At 72.8% G+C, this 16,031-nt stretch carries 12 protein-coding genes; 6 read left to right on the forward strand and 6 right to left on the reverse strand.

Going from position 1 to position 16,031, the window contains the following annotated elements:
- Positions 1–279: 279 nt before the first annotated feature.
- Positions 280–1,419 carry a cell division protein ZapE gene (gene zapE / locus L3078_RS35335; RefSeq protein ID WP_239757991.1) on the reverse strand — a complete coding sequence of 380 codons (1,140 nt, stop codon included), beginning with the start codon at positions 1,417–1,419 and terminating at the stop codon, positions 280–282.
- Between zapE and L3078_RS35340 the strand changes: the two genes are divergently transcribed.
- From L3078_RS35340 to L3078_RS35360, 5 genes are all read left to right on the forward strand, one after another.
- Positions 1,418–2,320, forward strand: coding sequence for a pyrimidine reductase family protein (locus tag L3078_RS35340; protein WP_239757992.1), 903 nt, complete (start codon positions 1,418–1,420; stop codon positions 2,318–2,320). The two genes, zapE and L3078_RS35340, sit on opposite strands and share 2 nt — an antisense overlap.
- Positions 2,321–2,462: 142 nt before the next feature.
- Complete coding sequence (locus tag L3078_RS35345) at positions 2,463–2,918, forward strand: indole-3-glycerol phosphate synthase (protein ID WP_239757993.1); 456 nt, start codon at positions 2,463–2,465, stop codon at positions 2,916–2,918.
- 223 nt (positions 2,919–3,141) lie between these two features.
- Positions 3,142–4,527 (forward strand): UDP-N-acetylmuramate--L-alanine ligase, encoded by a 1,386-nt coding sequence (gene murC / locus L3078_RS35350; RefSeq protein WP_239757994.1) that lies wholly within the window; start codon positions 3,142–3,144, stop codon positions 4,525–4,527.
- 23 nt (positions 4,528–4,550) lie between these two features.
- Positions 4,551–4,958, forward strand: coding sequence for a peptide-methionine (R)-S-oxide reductase MsrB (msrB, locus tag L3078_RS35355; protein ID WP_239757995.1), 408 nt, complete (start codon positions 4,551–4,553; stop codon positions 4,956–4,958).
- A gap of 142 nt (positions 4,959–5,100) precedes the next feature.
- Entirely contained in the window at positions 5,101–6,333 is a 1,233-nt protein-coding gene (locus L3078_RS35360; RefSeq protein WP_239757996.1) for an MAB_1171c family putative transporter, read from the forward strand.
- Positions 6,334–6,507: 174 nt separating this feature from the next.
- Here L3078_RS35360 and L3078_RS35365 read toward each other — a convergent pair whose 3' ends face one another.
- Together L3078_RS35365 and L3078_RS35370 are read right to left on the reverse strand one after the other, a co-directional pair.
- The gene (locus L3078_RS35365) at positions 6,508–7,233 is read right to left on the reverse strand and encodes an alpha/beta fold hydrolase (protein ID WP_239757997.1); all 726 of its coding nucleotides are present in this window, start codon (positions 7,231–7,233) and stop codon (positions 6,508–6,510) included.
- A 98-nt stretch (positions 7,234–7,331) separates the two neighbouring features.
- A complete protein-coding gene (locus tag L3078_RS35370) occupies positions 7,332–8,303 on the reverse strand; it encodes an alpha/beta hydrolase (protein WP_239757998.1) in 972 nt (323 codons plus the stop codon).
- Between the two features lie 475 nt (positions 8,304–8,778).
- Between L3078_RS35370 and L3078_RS35375 the strand changes: the two genes are divergently transcribed.
- Positions 8,779–9,459 carry a hydrolase gene (locus L3078_RS35375; protein WP_239757999.1) on the forward strand — a complete coding sequence of 227 codons (681 nt, stop codon included), beginning with the start codon at positions 8,779–8,781 and terminating at the stop codon, positions 9,457–9,459.
- Here L3078_RS35375 and L3078_RS35380 read toward each other — a convergent pair.
- From L3078_RS35380 to L3078_RS35390, 3 genes are all read right to left on the reverse strand, one after another.
- A complete protein-coding gene (locus L3078_RS35380) occupies positions 9,434–10,471 on the reverse strand; it encodes a helix-turn-helix domain-containing protein (RefSeq protein WP_239758000.1) in 1,038 nt (345 codons plus the stop codon). The genes L3078_RS35375 and L3078_RS35380 overlap by 26 nt on opposite strands.
- A gap of 124 nt (positions 10,472–10,595) precedes the next feature.
- The gene (locus L3078_RS35385; RefSeq protein WP_239758001.1) at positions 10,596–12,737 is read right to left on the reverse strand and encodes an AfsR/SARP family transcriptional regulator; all 2,142 of its coding nucleotides are present in this window, start codon (positions 12,735–12,737) and stop codon (positions 10,596–10,598) included.
- Complete coding sequence (locus L3078_RS35390; protein WP_239758002.1) at positions 12,734–15,685, reverse strand: AfsR/SARP family transcriptional regulator; 2,952 nt, start codon at positions 15,683–15,685, stop codon at positions 12,734–12,736. Before L3078_RS35390 ends, L3078_RS35385 begins: the two co-directional genes overlap by 4 nt.
- Between the last annotated feature and the right edge of the window lie 346 nt (positions 15,686–16,031).

A 16,031-nucleotide genomic window follows, 5' to 3' on the forward strand; every position in this document is an offset into this window, starting at 1 on the left:
TGAAGAACGCCAGGGTGAGCAGGACGGCGGCTAGGGCCGAAAAGACGGTCCGGGTCGTCGTACCTCGCAATATGAGCCTCCCCACTGGCAGTTCCAGGTGTCTCTCACGCGTCGACAGTTGCTCGACTTGGTCAACCGATGGTCAACCACTGGTCAAGAAACACGTTAACCCTGCAAAGTTGTTTGCAGGGTTAACTTAACGTTGCGAGCTGAAGAGAGCCTGAAAAGCGAGGTCGGGTTGGCTGGAAACGCCTCTTGACCTGCGGGGGTCGGGTCCTGTTACACCAGTCGCTGCGCGTCGCGCGCGAGGGCGGTGAGGCGGGAGATGGCGCGGAAGTACTTCTTGCGGTAGCCGCCGTTCAGCATCTCCTCGCTGAACAGCCGGTCGAAGGGCAGCCCCGAGGCGAGCACCGGCACCTCGCGGTCGTACAGCCGGTCGGCGAGCACCACCAGCCGCAGTGCTGTGGACTGGTCAGGCACCGGCTGGACGTCCGTCAGGCACACCGCTTTCAGGCCGTCCGTCAGGGCGCCGTACCGGCTGGGGTGGACGCGCGCGAGGTGGGCCAGCAGATGCGGGAAGTCGTCGAGCGAGGCGCCCTCGGTGGCGTACGCCGCCTTCGTGACCTCCTCGTCGGAGTACGGCGCCGGAGCCTCCGGCAGACCGCGGTGGCGGTAGTCCTCGCCGTCGATCCGCAGGGAGCGGAAGTGGGCCGACAGGCCCTGGATCTCGCGCAGGAAGTCGACCGACGCGAACCGGCCCTCACCGAGCTTGCCCGGCAGGGTGTTCGAGGTGGCGGCCAGGGCCACGCCCGCGTCGACGAGCTTGCCGAGCAGGGTCGACACCAGGACCGTGTCGCCCGGGTCGTCCAGCTCGAACTCGTCGATGCACAGCAGGCGGTGGCCGGAGAGGGTCTGGACCGTCTTCTGGAACCCGAGCGCGCCGACCAGGTTCGTCAGCTCCACGAAGGTGCCGAAGGCCTTGAGGGAGGGTTCGGCCGGGGTGGCGTGCCAGAGGGAGGCGAGGAGGTGCGTCTTGCCGACGCCGTAACCGCCGTCCAGGTAGACGCCGCGCGGGCCCGCCGGCATCTTGGGGGCCTTCGACCGGCCGAAGCCGAGGAAGCCGCGCCGGCCGGCGCCGGTCGCGTGCGCCCCGCCGAGGCCCGCCGCGAAACCGCTCAGGACGCGGACGGCCTCGGTCTGGCTCGGCTGGTTCGGGTCCGGGAGGTAGGTGTCGAAGCGCACCGAGTCGAAACGCGGCGGCGGCACCATCTCGGCGACGAGCCGGTCCGCGGGGACATGGGGCTCGCGGGTGCACAGGGACGCGGGGGCCGCTTCGGGTATCGGACCGATTCCGGACACGGTGGCAGAGGACGACGACACGGTTACCGAGTCTAAGGGTCGTGCCACACTGCACGACATGCGACGCCTGTTCCCTGTGACCGAAGAGACAGCGGCCCGGACACCGGAAGCGACCGGTGGGGCGAGTGCGGCCGAGGTGGCGACGGCTGGTGGGGGTGAGGGCTCGGCGGGGGCCGGGAAGTCCGGTCTTTCCGGGCGCTCCGGTCTTTCCGGTCCGTCCGATCTCGTCGACCGGGAGTGGAGCCTCGACGAGTTGGCGGCGGCGTACGCGTACCCCGAACCGGCGCCGGGCGGGCGGGAGCCGTGGCTGCGGGCCAACATGGTGTCCACCCTCGACGGCGCGGCCCAGCACGGCGGGCGCTCCCAGCCGATCTCCAGCGACGCCGACATGCGGATCTTCGGCACACTGCGGGGACTCGCGGACGTGGTGATCGTCGGCGCGGAAACGGTCCGGCAGGAGGGGTACCGCCCGGCACGCGCGCGTGAGGCATTCGCCGAGGCGCGCCGGGCGGCCGGACAGACGCCCGCGCCCGCCGTCGCCGTGGTGAGCGCGAGCCTGGACCTGGACTTCTCGCTGCCGTTGTTCACCTCGCCGCTGACGCCCACCCTGCTGCTCACCGGGGCCGCCGCGGCCCCGGACCGGGTCGCCACCGCCGAGAAGGCGGGGGTCCGGGTGGTGGTCGCCGGGGACGGCATGGGCGTCGACCCCGCCCGCGCGGTACGGGCCCTCGCCGACCTGGGGCTGACCCGACTGCTCACCGAGGGCGGCCCGCGCATCCTGGGGCAGCTGGTCGCCGCCGACGTCCTCGACGAGCTCTGCCTGACCGTGTCGCCGATGCTCACGGCGGGGGACGCGCAGCGGATCGCCGGAGGGCCCTCGGTGACGGTGCCCAAGCGCTTCGCCCTGGCCTCGCTGCTGGAGGAGTCCGGGTTCCTGTTCGGTCGTTACCGTCGTACGTGAAAGCAGGATCGTCGCACGTGAAAGCGGGCGGAATCTGCCGTTCCGTTTAGCTTTCGCCGGGCACACTAGAACTCTGAGGAGTGAGGGCCCGCAGGGCCCTCCGAGGAGAAGGGCGCCTGTGGTGTCGTTCACGAGCGTATTGATGATCGAGAAGGCTCTGACGTCGGCGGACGTCGAGTTCGTCACGACCCTGCACGGGGACGAGCGGGCCTCCTTCCACGTGCTGCTCCAGCCGCGCGGAAATCAGGCCGACCGGTTGCTGCGGGCCATCGACGACCTCGCCCTCGGTGAGCTGGACGAGGCGGCGCGGGAGGGGGAGACGCCGGAGGGGGAACAGGCGATGGACGCGGGGGAACGGGCTCTGGAGGTCTCCCTGCAGGCGCTGCGTGCGGCCGGGAGCACGGCGGAGGGGCGGCTGATCGATGATCATCCGCTGGATGCGCTGAAGTCGCTGGTGGAGGAGGTTTCGGCCGATGAGGTGCTGGTGCTGACCGATCCGCACTACGTGGAGGAGTTCTTCCATCGGGACTGGGCTTCGCGGGCTCGGCACAAGGTGGGGGTGCCGGTGTTGAAGTTGTTCTCGCACAGTCGGGTTTGAGGGAGGGGCGCCGTGGGGGTGCTGTGATGCGTCGGCTGCGGGTGCGTCGTGGCTTGTCGCGCCCACGCGGCGGAGCCGCACAGAGAAACAGCCCCGCGCCCCTGAAAGGCGGCTGCGCCGCCATCCGGGGCACGGGCCCTGGACCGTGACACCAGGCAATAGGGTGGGGGCGCGCCTGCTGTGGGGCGTGGATCGTGTTCGTACCGTCGCTTGGAGAACAGACATGGCACCCGGACTGCCTTCCGCCATGGATCGGCCGCACTTCATCGGGATCGGTGGGGCCGGGATGTCCGGGATCGCCAAGATCCTGGCGCAGCGCGGGGCGAAGGTCGCCGGGAGTGACGCCAAGGAGTCGGAGACGGCCGAGGCGCTGCGGGCGCTCGGGGCGACCGTGCACATCGGGCACGCCGCCGAGCACCTCGCGGACGACGCGACGGCCGTGGTCGTCTCCTCGGCCATCCGCGCCGACAACCCCGAGCTGGCCCGCGCCGCCGAGCTGGGGATCCCCGTCGTCCACCGGTCGGACGCGCTCGCCCGGCTGATGGACGGGCTGCGGCCGATCGCGGTCGCCGGCACGCACGGCAAGACCACGACGACGTCCATGCTGGCGGTGTCGCTGGGCGAGCTGGGGCTGCGGCCGTCGTACGCCATCGGCGGCGACCTCGACGTACCCGGCTCGAACGCCGACCACGGCGACGGCGACATCTTCGTCGCCGAGGCGGACGAAAGCGACCGCAGCTTCCACAAGTACGCGCCCGAGGTGGCGATCGTCCTCAACGTGGAACTGGACCACCACGCCAACTACGCGTCCATGGACGAGATCTACGAGTCCTTCGAGACGTTCGCGGGGAAGATCGTGCCCGGTGGCACGCTGGTGATCTCCGCCGACCACGAGGGCGCGCGCGAGCTGACCTCACGGCTGTCCGGGGTGAGGACGGTGACGTACGGCGAGCGCGAGGACGCCGACGTCCGCGTGCTGTCGGTCGTGGCGCAGGGGCTGAAGAGCGAGGTCACGGTCCTGCTGGACGGGCAGGAGATCACGTTCACCGTGTCCGTGCCCGGACGGCACTACGCGCACAACGCCGTCGCCGCGCTGGCGGCCGGGGTCGCGCTCGGTGTGCCGGCGGCGGAGCTGGCGCCCGCGCTGGCGGCGTACACCGGCGTGAAGCGACGGCTGCAGCTCAAGGGCGAGGCCGCCGGGGTGCAGGTCATCGACTCCTACGCGCACCACCCGACCGAGATGACCGCCGACCTGGAGGCCATGCGGGCCGCCGCCGGCGACGCGCGGATCCTGGTGGTCTTCCAGCCGCACCTGTTCTCCCGCACCCAGGAGCTGGGCGCCGAGATGGGCCAGTCCCTGGCGCTGGCGGACGCGTCGGTCGTCCTCGACATCTACCCGGCCCGCGAGGACCCGATCCCGGGGATCACCAGCGAGCTGATCATCGACGCGGCCCGGACCGCGGGCGCGGACGTCACCGCCCTGCACGACAAGGCCGAGGTGCCCGCCGTGATCGCGGGAATGGCGAGGCCCGGCGATCTCGTTCTCACCATGGGCGCGGGTGATGTGACGGACCTGGGCCCGCGGATCCTGGACCGTCTTTCCAGCTGAGTTGAGTTGAGAGGCTGAGGCTCATGTCGTACGACGTCGAGAAGCCGGACGAGCAGTGGCGTGCGGAGCTGACGCCGGCCGAGTACGCCGTGCTGCGGCAGGCCGGCACGGAGCCCGCGTTCGTCGGTGAGTACACCGACACCAAGACCAAGGGCGTCTACTCCTGCCGTGCCTGCGGCGCCGAACTCTTCACCTCCGACACGAAGTTCGATTCGCACTGCGGCTGGCCGTCCTTCTACGACCCGAAGGACAGCGACGCGGTCGAGCTGCTCGACGACCGGTCGCACGGGATGGTGCGCACGGAGGTGCGGTGCGCCCGGTGCGGCTCGCACCTCGGGCACGTCTTCGCGGGCGAGGGGTACCCCACGCCGACCGACCAGCGGTACTGCATCAACAGCATCTCGCTGACGCTGACCGCGGACGAGGGCTGAGCGTCGGCGAGGGCTGAGGGGCGGCCGTCGACATCCCTTCACCTGTCGTCGCATGTCCACCCGTTGGCGGGGTTGACTACGTGACTACTGTGTGAAGGGTGTTGACGCGAGAGGTCTCTCGGACCGAGCCGGGGGGCCCGACGTGAATGGACTGGTCTACTTCCTGGCGGCCGCCGCCCTGTGGACCGGCTTCGCCGCCCAACTGCCCGGCCTGTGGCGCGAGCCGCGTGATCCGATGAAGCGTGCGCTCTGTGCCGTGATCTTCCTGGCCGGTTTCTGTTTCGCCCTCGGCGCCCCGCCCACCGTCGGCTTCGTCAACCGCGTCGTCGGCGTGCCCAACGCCGCCGCGTGCCTCACCTACGGGGCCATCAACGCCTTCTCCGCCGCGTCCCTCGTGCTGATCGTCCACTGGCGCGGTGCCGACGACCCCGAGCGGCTGCGCCGGGTCTCCCGCCGGTGGCTGCTCGCGTACGCCGTGATCATCGCGGCGCAGACGGTGCTCTTCGCCGTCGGTGACGCGCCCGTCGAGCGCCTCAGCGACTTCGACACCTACTACGCGGACACGCCGTTCATCCGCGAGATGATCGTCCTCTATCTGGTCGCCCACCTGGTGGCGGCCCTCACCACCACGGTCCTCTGCTCGCGCTGGACCCTCCAGATCAGCGGCTGGACGGGGCGGGCGCTGACGGTGCTCGCCGTCGGGTGGCTGTGCAACAGCGCGTACGGCGTCCTGAAGATGGTCGCCCTCTCCGGCCGCTGGACCGGGCAGCACTGGGATCCGCTGAGCACCCGGCTGGCCCCCATGCTGGTCGCCGTGGGTGCGGCCCTCACCTCGGCCGGCTATGTCCTGCCGCTGCTCGGGCCCCGTATCGACAGCCTGATCGCCTTCCTGCGGCTCGGGCCGCTCTTCCGGCTCGTCGGCTCCCGGAGCACCGGCCGCGTCGGACGGAACGTGCTGCTGTCCTGGCGTTCCCTCGGCGACGTCGAGCTGCGGCTGACACACCGGACGACGGCCATACGGGACGGACTGCGGGACGTGTCCGTGCACTTCGACGAGACGGTCCGTGAGCGTGCCTACCGGCAGGCGCTCTCCCTCGGCTCCAGTGCCGGTGAGGCGGAGGCCATCGGGGACGCGGCGATGGTGGCCGTCGCCGTGGCGTCCGGCACGCGGGGGCGGGCCGGGGGGCCGCGTCAGGAGGGCCTGGACCGTGCCGCCCTGGAGGCGCTCGTGGGGCTCGGCGGGGGGTACGCGGAGCCTGCGGCCGGGGGGCAGGGGCTGGACACCGGGCAGCCGTCGTTGATCCGGATGTCGCGGGCGGTGCGGGCGGGGGTGGTGGTGGGGGCGGTGCGCGCGGAGCGCGCGAAAAGCCGGTGAGGGGTGCGTCGTTGTCCGCGGGTTCGGTGGGGGCCTGTCGCGCAGTTCCCCGCGCCCCTTACCCCCCGTGCTGCTGTCCGAGGCTCGGAAGACCGGCACAACGGCTGCTCGCGCAAGGGGAGTTGATGTATCGCCGGGGGACGAGGGCGCGGGGCCCTCGTCCGGCTTGGTGGGTCAGGCGGTGGCTCGTACCGCCTCCTGGATCACGGTCGCGACCTCCTTGGGGCGGGAGACCGCCACCGCGTGGGAGGCGCCCTCCAGTTCGGTGACGGTGGCGCCGGCGCGCTTCGCGCCGAAGCGCTGGACGTCGGGGTTGATGGCCTGGTCCGCGTCGGCGACCACGGCCCAGGAGGGCTTGGTCCGCCATGCCGCGGTGGCGGCCGCCTCCGTGAACACCGAGGCTGAGAGAGGACGTTGGGACACCGCGAGGATCTCGGTGACCTCGGCCGGGACGTCCGCGGCGAAGATGCCGGGGAAGGCGTCCGGCTTGATGGTGACCTCCACGCCGGGGTCGGCGCCCTCGACGGGGTACGTCCACTCGTCGAGGTTGGCGACGAGCGGGGACAGTGGGAAGCGGCCCTGCAACTCGCCCAGGCTCTCGCCCTGTTCGGGCACGTACGCGGCGACGTAGACCAGGCCGACGACGTTCTCGGCGGCGCCCGCCACGGTGATGATCGCGCCGCCGTAGGAGTGGCCGACGAGGACGACCGGGCCGTCGACCTGGGCCGCCGCGGACGCGACGTACGCGGCGTCCGAGGCCAGGCCGCGCAGGGGGTTCGGCAGTGCGCGGACCGGGATGCCCTGGCCGCGCAGTTCCTCGACGACGCCGGCCCAGCTGGACGCGTCGGCGAAGGCTCCGTGCACGAGGAGGACGGTGGGGGTGGAGGTGGTGGTGGACATGAAGCGGGTTCTCTCCGTTCTGAGGGCCGACCGGCTGGGTGCCGAATGGCCGTGGTGGTGCGGCGGTGCGGGAGGGCGGCGGTTGGGGCAGTGCGGCGTCAGTTGCCGTGCAGGGCCGTGCGCAGGGTGGTCGTGGCCAGGGTGATCGCGGCCTCGGCGGCGTGGGTCTCGCGCAGGGCGTTCAGCATGACGAAGTCGTGGATGACGCCCTGGAAGCGCACGGCGGTCACCGCCACACCGGCCTCGCGCAGCTTGTTCGCGTACGCCTCGCCCTCGTCGCGCAGGACGTCGGCCTCACCGGTGACGACCAGGGCCGGAGGCAGGTCCTTGAGCTGGTCGACGCTCGCCCGCAGCGGGGACGCGGTGATCTGGGCGCGCTCGGCCTCGTCGGTCGTGTACTGGTCCCAGAACCATTGCATTCCGTCGCGGCGCAGGAAGTAGCCCGTGGCGAACTGGTGGTAGGAGCCGGTGTCGAAGCCCGCGTCCGTCACCGGGTAGAACAGCACCTGCTGGACCAGCGGGACGTCACCGCGCTGCTTGGCCATCAGGGTCAGCGCGGCGGTCATGTTGCCGCCGACCGAGTCCCCGGCGACCGCGAGCCGGGCACCGTCCAGGTCCTTGGACGCGCCCTGTTCGACGACCCACTTCGCGACCGCGTAGTTCTGCTCGATGGCGACCGGGTAGCGGGCCTCGGGGGAGAGGTCGTACTCGGGGAAGACCACGGCGGCCCGCGCGCCGACGGCCAGCTCGCGCACCAGCCGGTCGTGGGTGTGGGCGTTGCCGAACACCCAGCCCGCGCCGTGGATGTAGAGGATCACGGGCAGGACGCCCTCGGTCCCGGCGGGCCGGACGATCCGCGCCCGGACACTGCCCGTCGGACCGCCGGAGACGGTGATCCACTCCTCGTCGATCTCCGGCTTGGCGATCTCGCCGGACTGCACCTCGTCGACCGCCTTCCGGCCCTCGGCGGGCGGCAGTTCGAAGAGGAAGGGAGGGTTGGCGGTGGCCTCGGCGAAGGCGGCGGCCGCCGGTTCCAGGACCGGGCGGGTGGGCTCGGAGGTGTCGGACATGTGGTTCTCCCGATGGGTCGTGATGTCGTGCGGGCGCCGCCGCCCGGGTCGAGCCTCGTGCGAGCGGCCCACGGATCGGTGGGGCGCGCCGGTCGGGTTCGGCCCGGTGGGTGGGGCCGAGCGCGTTCGGTGCAGTGGGTCGGGCCGGTCGCGTTCGGTCCGATGCGCCGGTCCGATGGGCCGGTCCGATGAGCCGGTCCGGTTCGGGCCGGTCGCTGTGGTCGCGTTCGGTCCGGTGGGGCGTGTGGGCGGCGCCACGGCCAGCACGTTAGGACCGCGGTCGGGTGCCGTATGGCCCGCCAGCGCACCGAAACCGGTCCGGGAGCGCACGACTTGGGGTGCGGGGGTCGCCCGTGCGCTGTGAGGACGAACGCGGTGCGCCGCCGGACCAGAGGGAGTCGTCCGGCACGCCTAGCTTTCCGGCATCGCCGGCGATCCGTTTCGCCGGACGGACACCCCCCTCGGAAGGAATCCCATGGCCGACCTCCACCGCGACCTCGACATCGACGCCGTCACCGCCACTCCCGGCCCCGATCTGCTCACCCCCGACAACTGCGCGGTCCTGTTCGTGGACCACCAGCCGCAGATGTTCTTCGGCACCGGCAGCGGTGACCGCACCGCGATCATCGACGCGACCGTGGGGCTGGCCAAGGCCGCCAAGGTCTTCGACGTGCCGGTGGTCCTCAGCACGGTGGCCGCCGAGTCCTTCTCCGGCCCGCTCCTGCCGCAGCTCGCGGACGTCTTCCCCGACCGGAAGACCATCGACCGTACGACGATGAACGCCTGGGAGGACGTCGCCTTCGTCGAGGCGGTGAAGGCGACCGGTCGGCCGAAACTCGTCATCGCCGGCCTGTGGACCGAGGTGTGCGTCGTGCTTCCCGCCCTGTCCGCACTCACCCAGGGCTACGAGGTCTACGTCGTCACCGACGCGTCCGGCGGGGTCAGCCCGCAGGCCCACGAGCACGCCGTGCAGCGGATGATCCAGGCGGGCGCGGTACCGGTCACCTGGCTGCAGGTGCTCCTGGAGTTCCAGCGCGACTGGGCCCGTACGGAGACGTACGGGCCCACCACCGAGGTGGTCAAGGAACACGGCGGCGCCTACGGACTCGGGATCGTCTACGCCGAGGCCGTCATCGGCGAGCACGCGGCGGGCTGAGGGACGGGCTGAGGGAGGGGCTGACGGACGGGCTGCGGAGCGGGTCGTCCGTCGGCGGGGGCGGGGCCGGCCGGGGCCGGCGGTCGCGGAGCGGTGTGCCCCGGCCGCCGGCCTGGCCCTGTCCCGCCGAGTCCCGCCACTCGCTCGGTGACATGCCGTACGCCGCCCGGAACACCCGGCTGAAGTGGGTCGCGCTGAGGAAGCCCCAGCGGCCGGCGACCGAGGCGATGGTCCGACGGTTGCGGACGCCGAGCACCAGGTCGCGTCGGCACTCCTCCAGCCGTCGGCGCTGGACCCAGCGCCCCACGGACGTCCCCTCGTCCTGGAAGAGCCGGTGCAGATAGCGCACCGAGATGTGGTGGGCGCTCGCGATCACCTCGGGCGACAGGTCCGCGTCGGCCAGATGCTCGTCGATGAACCCCAGGACACGCGCCATCAGGGGCGACCGGCCCACCGGGGTGTCCGTCGGGTCGGCGCCCGGCGTACCGGTCCGAGTCCGGCCCAGCTGCTCCGCGGCGAGCGTGGCCAGCAGGTTCACCGCGTTCCGGGCGAGCATCTCGCCGACCGGGGGCTCCGCGGAGATCGCCGAGACCGCCGTGTCGGCCAGTTCGGACAGGAACGGCGACAGCAGGGTCCCCAGCCGGGAGGACCGGGCGACCGGGTGCGTGACGACGCGCCGTAGGTCGTCGCCGCCGTCCTCCAGGCCCAGTTCCTCGTGCGGGACCAGGAAGACCTTGAGGCGGCAGTGCGCGGGGAAGTCCAGTAACGGCGGACGGTGCGCGTCGTAGAAGCAGATGTCCCCCGGCTGGAGCGAGAGGTCCGGGATGCGCGTGGGGGGCGCGAGGCGGGTTCCGTGCACCCCCACGAACAGATACGCGCCCCCGGCCCGTGCGGTCAGTCGGTACGCCCCGACGCCTGGCCGTCCCTCGCCGGGCAACTCGGCGGTGGTGCCGCCGAGGACGGCGATGCGGAGAGCCGCCGGCGCGATGGTGGCGATGTCGGACCTGGTCATCTGTCTCTGCCTCCAAGGCCGTTCGAGCACACCGGTCGAGTACTGCATCCGGAGCCTAGGAAGGGAGATGTGAAAGAAGAGTGACCGTGAAGTGACGGCGATCGTCACTGGGTCGGGTGCCGGGCTAGTCGTCGCATGTCTCGGTGAGCTCGGTGAGCTCGGTGGCGAGGGCGCGCAGGAGTACGTGCTGGGTGTAGCGGCCGGGGGTGTGTTCCATGACGAGGTGCGCGTCGGCGAGGCCGTCGAGCAGGTGCCGGGCGCGTCGGACGGGGAGTCCGGCCAGGGCCGCGGCCGTGTCGGCGTCCAGGTCGGGGCCGGGGTGCAGGGACAGCAGCCGGAACAGCCGGGCGTGCTCCGGCGGCAGGCGGCGGTAGGAACGGGTGAGGACGGCGCGGAGGTCGGGTGTGCCGCCGGGCGCGGTGAACGCGTCGAGTTCTCGCGGGGAGTTCCGCAGCTCGGCCGCGAGATCAGCGAGGGGGCGGGAGGGCTGCTGGGCGGCACGGGCCGCGACGACCACGAGAGCCAACGGCAGCCGCCCGCACCGGTTCACGATCTCCTCGGCTGCGTCGGCTGCGTCGGCTGCGTCGGCTGCCTCGGTCTGCCCCGGCCACGCGGTTGCCGTGGGGCCCGGAGGCCGGTGGGGGTGGTCGAGGTGGGCCGTCAGAGTGGATCTGGCGTCCGTCGGTGACGGGAGGTTCAGGCGGAGTGGGTGGGCGCCCGACGCTATGAGGCCGGAGAGGGTGTTGCGGCTGGTGACCAGGGTCAGGGAGCCGGGGGACGCGGGCAGCAGGGGACGTACCTGCTCGGTGTCGGCCGCGTCGTCCAGCACCACGAGCAGCCGACGGTCGACCAGCAGGCTCCGGTACAGCCCGGCGAGCGAGTCCGTGCGGCGCGGCAGGCGTGCGGGCGGTACTCCGAGCGCGGTGAGGAGCGCGCGCAGTGCCGTGTCCGGGTGCAAGGGGGCGTCCTGCGGGTCGAACCCCCGCAGTCCGACGTGCAGTTGACCGTCGGGGAACCGCTCGGCGACCGTGCGTGCCCAGCGCACCGCCAGGGCCGTCTTGCCGATGCCGGGCATCCCGCTGATCAGCACGGTGGCCGGTGCCCCTCCGGACGGGCCGACCCCGTCCGTGATCTCCGCAAGACGCCGGAGTTCGTCCCGTCTGCCGACGAAGACCTGGGGGGACGGCGGAAGGTGGGTGAGCGGCACGGCGGAGGGCGCGGCCGGCGACCCGTGCGGCCCACGCGAGGGCTCCGCCGGGCCGGCGGGACGGGTGGGCGGAGCGACCGGCCCTGTGGGCAGGGCACTCGGCCGTGTGGGCAAAGCGCCCGGCCCTGTGGGCAGGGCACCCTGCCGTGTGGGCATGGCACCCGGCTGTGTGGACGGCGTCGGCGGGGCGGGTGGTCGCGGCGGGGGCCCCTCGTCGCGGAGCGCCCCGGTGTGCGGTCGTGGCTGAGTCCACTCCTGGCGGAGCACCCCGGTGTGCGCCCGCGTCAGGTCCGGGCCCGGTGTCACGCCCAACTCCTCGGCCAGCAGCCCGCGTACGCGCTCGTACGCGGTCAGCGCCTCCGCCTGGAGACCGGACGCGGCCAGGGCCATGACGAGGGCCGCGTGCAACGACTCGTCCAGGGGGTCGAGTTCGAGGGCCTGGCGCAGTCGCGGCAGCACCTGCTCGCTTCTCCCGCACAGGAGCGCCGCGTCGGCGGCCATCCTGGTCGTGCGGACCAACTCCCGTTCCACGTCCGCGAACACGGCGTGCTCCCGGACGGTGGCCGGGATCCCCCTCGCCACCGGGCCCCGCCACTCGCGCAGCGCGTCCACGAAGTACCTTGTCGCCGCCTCGGACCGCCCGGTGGCGGCGGCCCGCTTGCCCCGTTTGGTGAGCGCGCGGAAGCGCAGCAGGTCGACCTCGTCCTCGTCGGCGTCCAGCAGATAGCCGCCGGCGTGTCGCGGCAGCCGCCGTCCGGGCTCCCGGGGCGGCAGCCCGGGTTCGAGCAGCCGCCGCAGCGAACCGGCGTACCGGCGGACCACGTTCAGCGCACTCGCCGGTGCCCCCTCCGGCCACAGTACGTCGACGACCTCGCCCAACGGCACCACGCGGCCCGCCCGTACGACCAACAGCCCCAGCAGGGCTCGCTGTTGGGGGAAGCCGAGGTCGAGTTCCCGCTCGCCCCGGCGCACGCGCAGCGGCCCCAGCACGTCGAACCGCAGCGGCTCCCCCTGCCGGACGAGGGGGAGGGGCCGAACGGGGTCCGGGTCCTCGGTCACGCGTATCGCTCGCTCGTGGTGAGCAGCGCCCGGACCTGGTCGGCGTCCGGGTGGCCGAGGGTGATGAGGAGGGTGAGGGCCTGCTGCCGGACCTCGACGGCGGCGGCGTGGTCGCTCATCGCGGCATGGGTGTCGCCGATGCTGACGAGGGTGCAGGCCTCCAGGTAGGGAACGCCCAACTCCCGGTAGAGGGCGAGCGCGTGGCCGTAGCCGAGGAGGGCGTTCGGGTGGCGCCCGAGGTGGTGGTGGGCGTACGCGATGGTGTGCCAGGTCGCGGCCTCGCCGTAGCGGTCGCCGAGTTCCCGGAGCAGGGCCAGGGCCTGGTGGCAGTGGCTCAGCGCCTCCTGGTGCTCGCCGAGCAGTGCGTGGTACCAGCCGACGGAGTTGAGCACACTGGCGTACGCGGCGCGGCGACCGCTGTCCCGGAAGAGCTCCATGGCCAGCCGGTTGTGGCGGAGGGCGCCGGGCAGGTCCCCCTCCTGGTCGTGGGTCCAGCCGAGGCTGCGATGGGTGTCGGCCCGCCCGACGGTGTCGCCCGACTCGGTGAAGAGCGCCAGCGCGCGGTCGAGGCGGAGACGGGCCGACCCGTGCAGACCGAGCCTGCTCTCGGCCCGGGCCAGCGCGCGCAGGCCCCTGGCCTCCCACAAGGGATCGGCCGTCCGGAGCGCCGCGTCGAGCGCGATCCGCTGGACGGTCGTCCAGTCGTGCCAGTGCCCTCGCCGGTCGAAGAATGGCTCCAGCGACCAGGCGAGCAGACACGCCACCCGGTCGCGGCCGGACCGGGCCGCCGCCCCGACAACGGCCAGCAGCACCGGATACTCGGCGGTCAGCCAGGCCAGCGCCTGCGGGTGGTCGGCGAGCGGTTCGGCGTGGACGCCGGGCGGGAGCGGACCCGGCGGCATCGGATCCGCGTGCGGCGCGAGGAGCGGCTCGGCGGTGTGCGCGGTGTGCAGGTAGTACGCGTACAGCCGGTCGGCGGCCGCCTCCCGCGCGTCCTCCGGGTGCTGCTCCTCCAGGAGTTCGGCCGCGTGGGCGCGCAGCAGGTCGTGCAGGGCGTACCGGCCGGGCGCGGGCTCGCCCACGAGGTGGACGCCGGCCAGTTCGGCGAGGAGGGACCGGGTGCGGCGCGGGGACAGCCGGGCGAGCGACGCCGTCGCCGCCACGGAGAAGTCGGGGCCGGGATGCAGGGCGAGCAGAGGGAAGAGGAGGGCCGCCTCGGCCGACACGGCACCCAGCGACCAGGAGAACACCGCCGCGACGTTCGCCGCCGTGTCCGTCCGGCTGAACGCGTCCAGGCTGCCGTGCGCCGCGCGCAGTTCCGCCGCGATCGCCGACAACGGGAAGTCCGGGTGCGTGGCGGCCCGCGCCGCGACACAGGCCAGCGCCAGCGGCAGTCCCCCGCACATGGTCGCGATCTCCGCCACCGCCCGCGCCTCGCCCGCGAGCCGCGCGGCCCCCAGTCTGCGTTCAAGGAACGACCGCGCCTGCGCGGTGTCCAGCGGACGCAACGCCAGGGTGTGCGCGCCGTGCGCGGAGACCAGGCCCGACAACTGGTCGCGGCTCGTCACGATGGTCAGACAGCCGGGCGTCCCGGGCAGCAGGGGACGCACCTGCTCGGTGTCCCGGGCGTTGTCCAGCAGCACCAGGAACCGCCGTCCCGCCAACAGGCTGCGGTACAGCGCGGCCTGGGCGTCGACGCCGTGCGGTACGCGTTCCGGCGATACGCCCAGCGCGTCGAGGAAGACCCGCACGGCTTCGCCGGACCCCATCACCCTGCCCGAGGGCGCGAAGCCCCTGAGATTGACGTAGAGCTGCCCGTCCGGGAAGCGGTCCGCGACCCGGTGGGCCCAGTGCACGGCGAGCGTGGTCTTCCCGATACCGGCCATCCCGGCGATGGCGCTGATGACGACGGTGCCGGGGCCGCTGTCGCCGTCGTCGGTGAGAAGCGCCAGCACCTGCTCCAGCTCGGCACGACGACCGGTGAACGTCGGTAGGTCGTGGGGGAGTTGGGCGGGGGTGGTGGTCGGTGGCGACTGTGGGGCTGGGGTGGGGGTGGGCGCGGGCGTGGGCGGGGGTGTGGGGACGGGAGCTGAGGGCTCGGGTGAGGCAGAGATCGGGGTCAGGGTTGGGGCCGGGGCCGGGGCCGAGGTTGGGGTCGGTGCCGAGTTCGGCAGCCCCGTGCCGTGCAGTACCGCTCGGTGGGCGGCGCGGAGTTCCGGCCCCGGGTCGATGCCCAGTTCCTCGGCGAGCCTCGCGCGGGCGGCGCGGTAGGTGCTCAGCGCCCGCGCCTCGTGCCCGGTGGCGGCCAGGGTGCGGACGAGCCGCGCCAGCAGGGGTTCGTCCAGCGGCGCGTCGCTCGCGGCCTCCTGGAGCAGGTGCAGCACGGCGGCCGGGGTGCCGGCCCGGAGCGCCGCGTCGGCCGCGTCCCGTACGGCCGCCGTTCGTTCCCGGTCCACCGCCGGGAACCCCGCGCGCTCCCGCACCTCGGCGGGGAGCCCGGCGCCGGCCGGGCCCCGCCACAGCGCCAGCGCCTCGGTCAGGAGTTCCACGACCCGTGCCGCCGACTCCCGCGTGTCGCCGGCGAGCCGGCTCGCCTCGTCCCGCAGCCGGCGGAACTCCAGCAGGTCCAGGGAGTCGGCGTCGACCAGGAGCCGGTATCCGCCGGCGTCCCGTATCAGCCACCGTCCGGCGGCACGGGTGGGCAGGCCCGGCTCCAACAGCCGTCGTAGCGACCCCACATGGCGTCGGACCACATTCACCGCGCTGTCCGGCGGTCGCCCGCCCCACAGCACGTCGACGATCTCGCTCACCGTCACGGGCTGTCCCGCCCGCACCAGCAACAGCCCCAGCAGCGCCCTCTCCTGCGGACGCCCCGGCGCGGGTTCCACCCCCGCCCGCTCCACGCGGACCGACCCCAGAACCGCGAACCGCACCGGCTCCAGCGCCAATTGCCCCTCCTGATATCTCGTATCTCGTATCTTCCTCGCGCCCCATGACCTTACGTGAGACCGCGAGTTACCGAGAGTTACCCGCACGTATCGGCCCCAGGGCTTGACTACGTCAGAAAGCGCTTGCCACACTCGCGGCCCGCCATAGGAATCGTCTGCCGCCGCATCGCCGCACCGCCGTACCACCCGGGAGCGCCGTACGCATCCGCGTCACTCCAGGTCGTCGGCCCGCCGAGCCTCTCGACCGTGGACGACTCGGTCGAAACGAGTTCGACGAGGAGGCCGTGGCGAACGGTGAAACGCACGGCAGGCGGGCCGAACCCCCCACAGGAGAAGCCGAGATGGG

The organism is Streptomyces deccanensis (assembly GCF_022385335.1).
Lineage (GTDB): Bacteria > Actinomycetota > Actinomycetes > Streptomycetales > Streptomycetaceae > Streptomyces > Streptomyces deccanensis.

Excerpts from the sequence above, each read along its gene's own strand:
- L3078_RS35380 (WP_239758000.1), bottom strand. The coding sequence starts at position 10,471 with ATGACCAGGTCCGACATCGCCACCATCGCGCCGGCGGCTCTCCGCATC.
- msrB (WP_239757995.1), top strand. The coding sequence starts at position 4,551 with ATGTCGTACGACGTCGAGAAGCCGGACGAGCAGTGGCGTGCGGAGCTG.
- L3078_RS35365 (WP_239757997.1), bottom strand. The coding sequence starts at position 7,233 with ATGTCCACCACCACCTCCACCCCCACCGTCCTCCTCGTGCACGGAGCC.
- L3078_RS35345 (WP_239757993.1), top strand. The coding sequence starts at position 2,463 with ATGATCGAGAAGGCTCTGACGTCGGCGGACGTCGAGTTCGTCACGACC.
- L3078_RS35370 (WP_239757998.1), bottom strand. The coding sequence starts at position 8,303 with ATGTCCGACACCTCCGAGCCCACCCGCCCGGTCCTGGAACCGGCGGCC.
- murC (WP_239757994.1), top strand. The coding sequence starts at position 3,142 with ATGGCACCCGGACTGCCTTCCGCCATGGATCGGCCGCACTTCATCGGG.
- L3078_RS35340 (WP_239757992.1), top strand. The coding sequence starts at position 1,418 with ATGCGACGCCTGTTCCCTGTGACCGAAGAGACAGCGGCCCGGACACCG.
- zapE (WP_239757991.1), bottom strand. The coding sequence starts at position 1,419 with ATGTCGTGCAGTGTGGCACGACCCTTAGACTCGGTAACCGTGTCGTCG.
- L3078_RS35375 (WP_239757999.1), top strand. The coding sequence starts at position 8,779 with ATGGCCGACCTCCACCGCGACCTCGACATCGACGCCGTCACCGCCACT.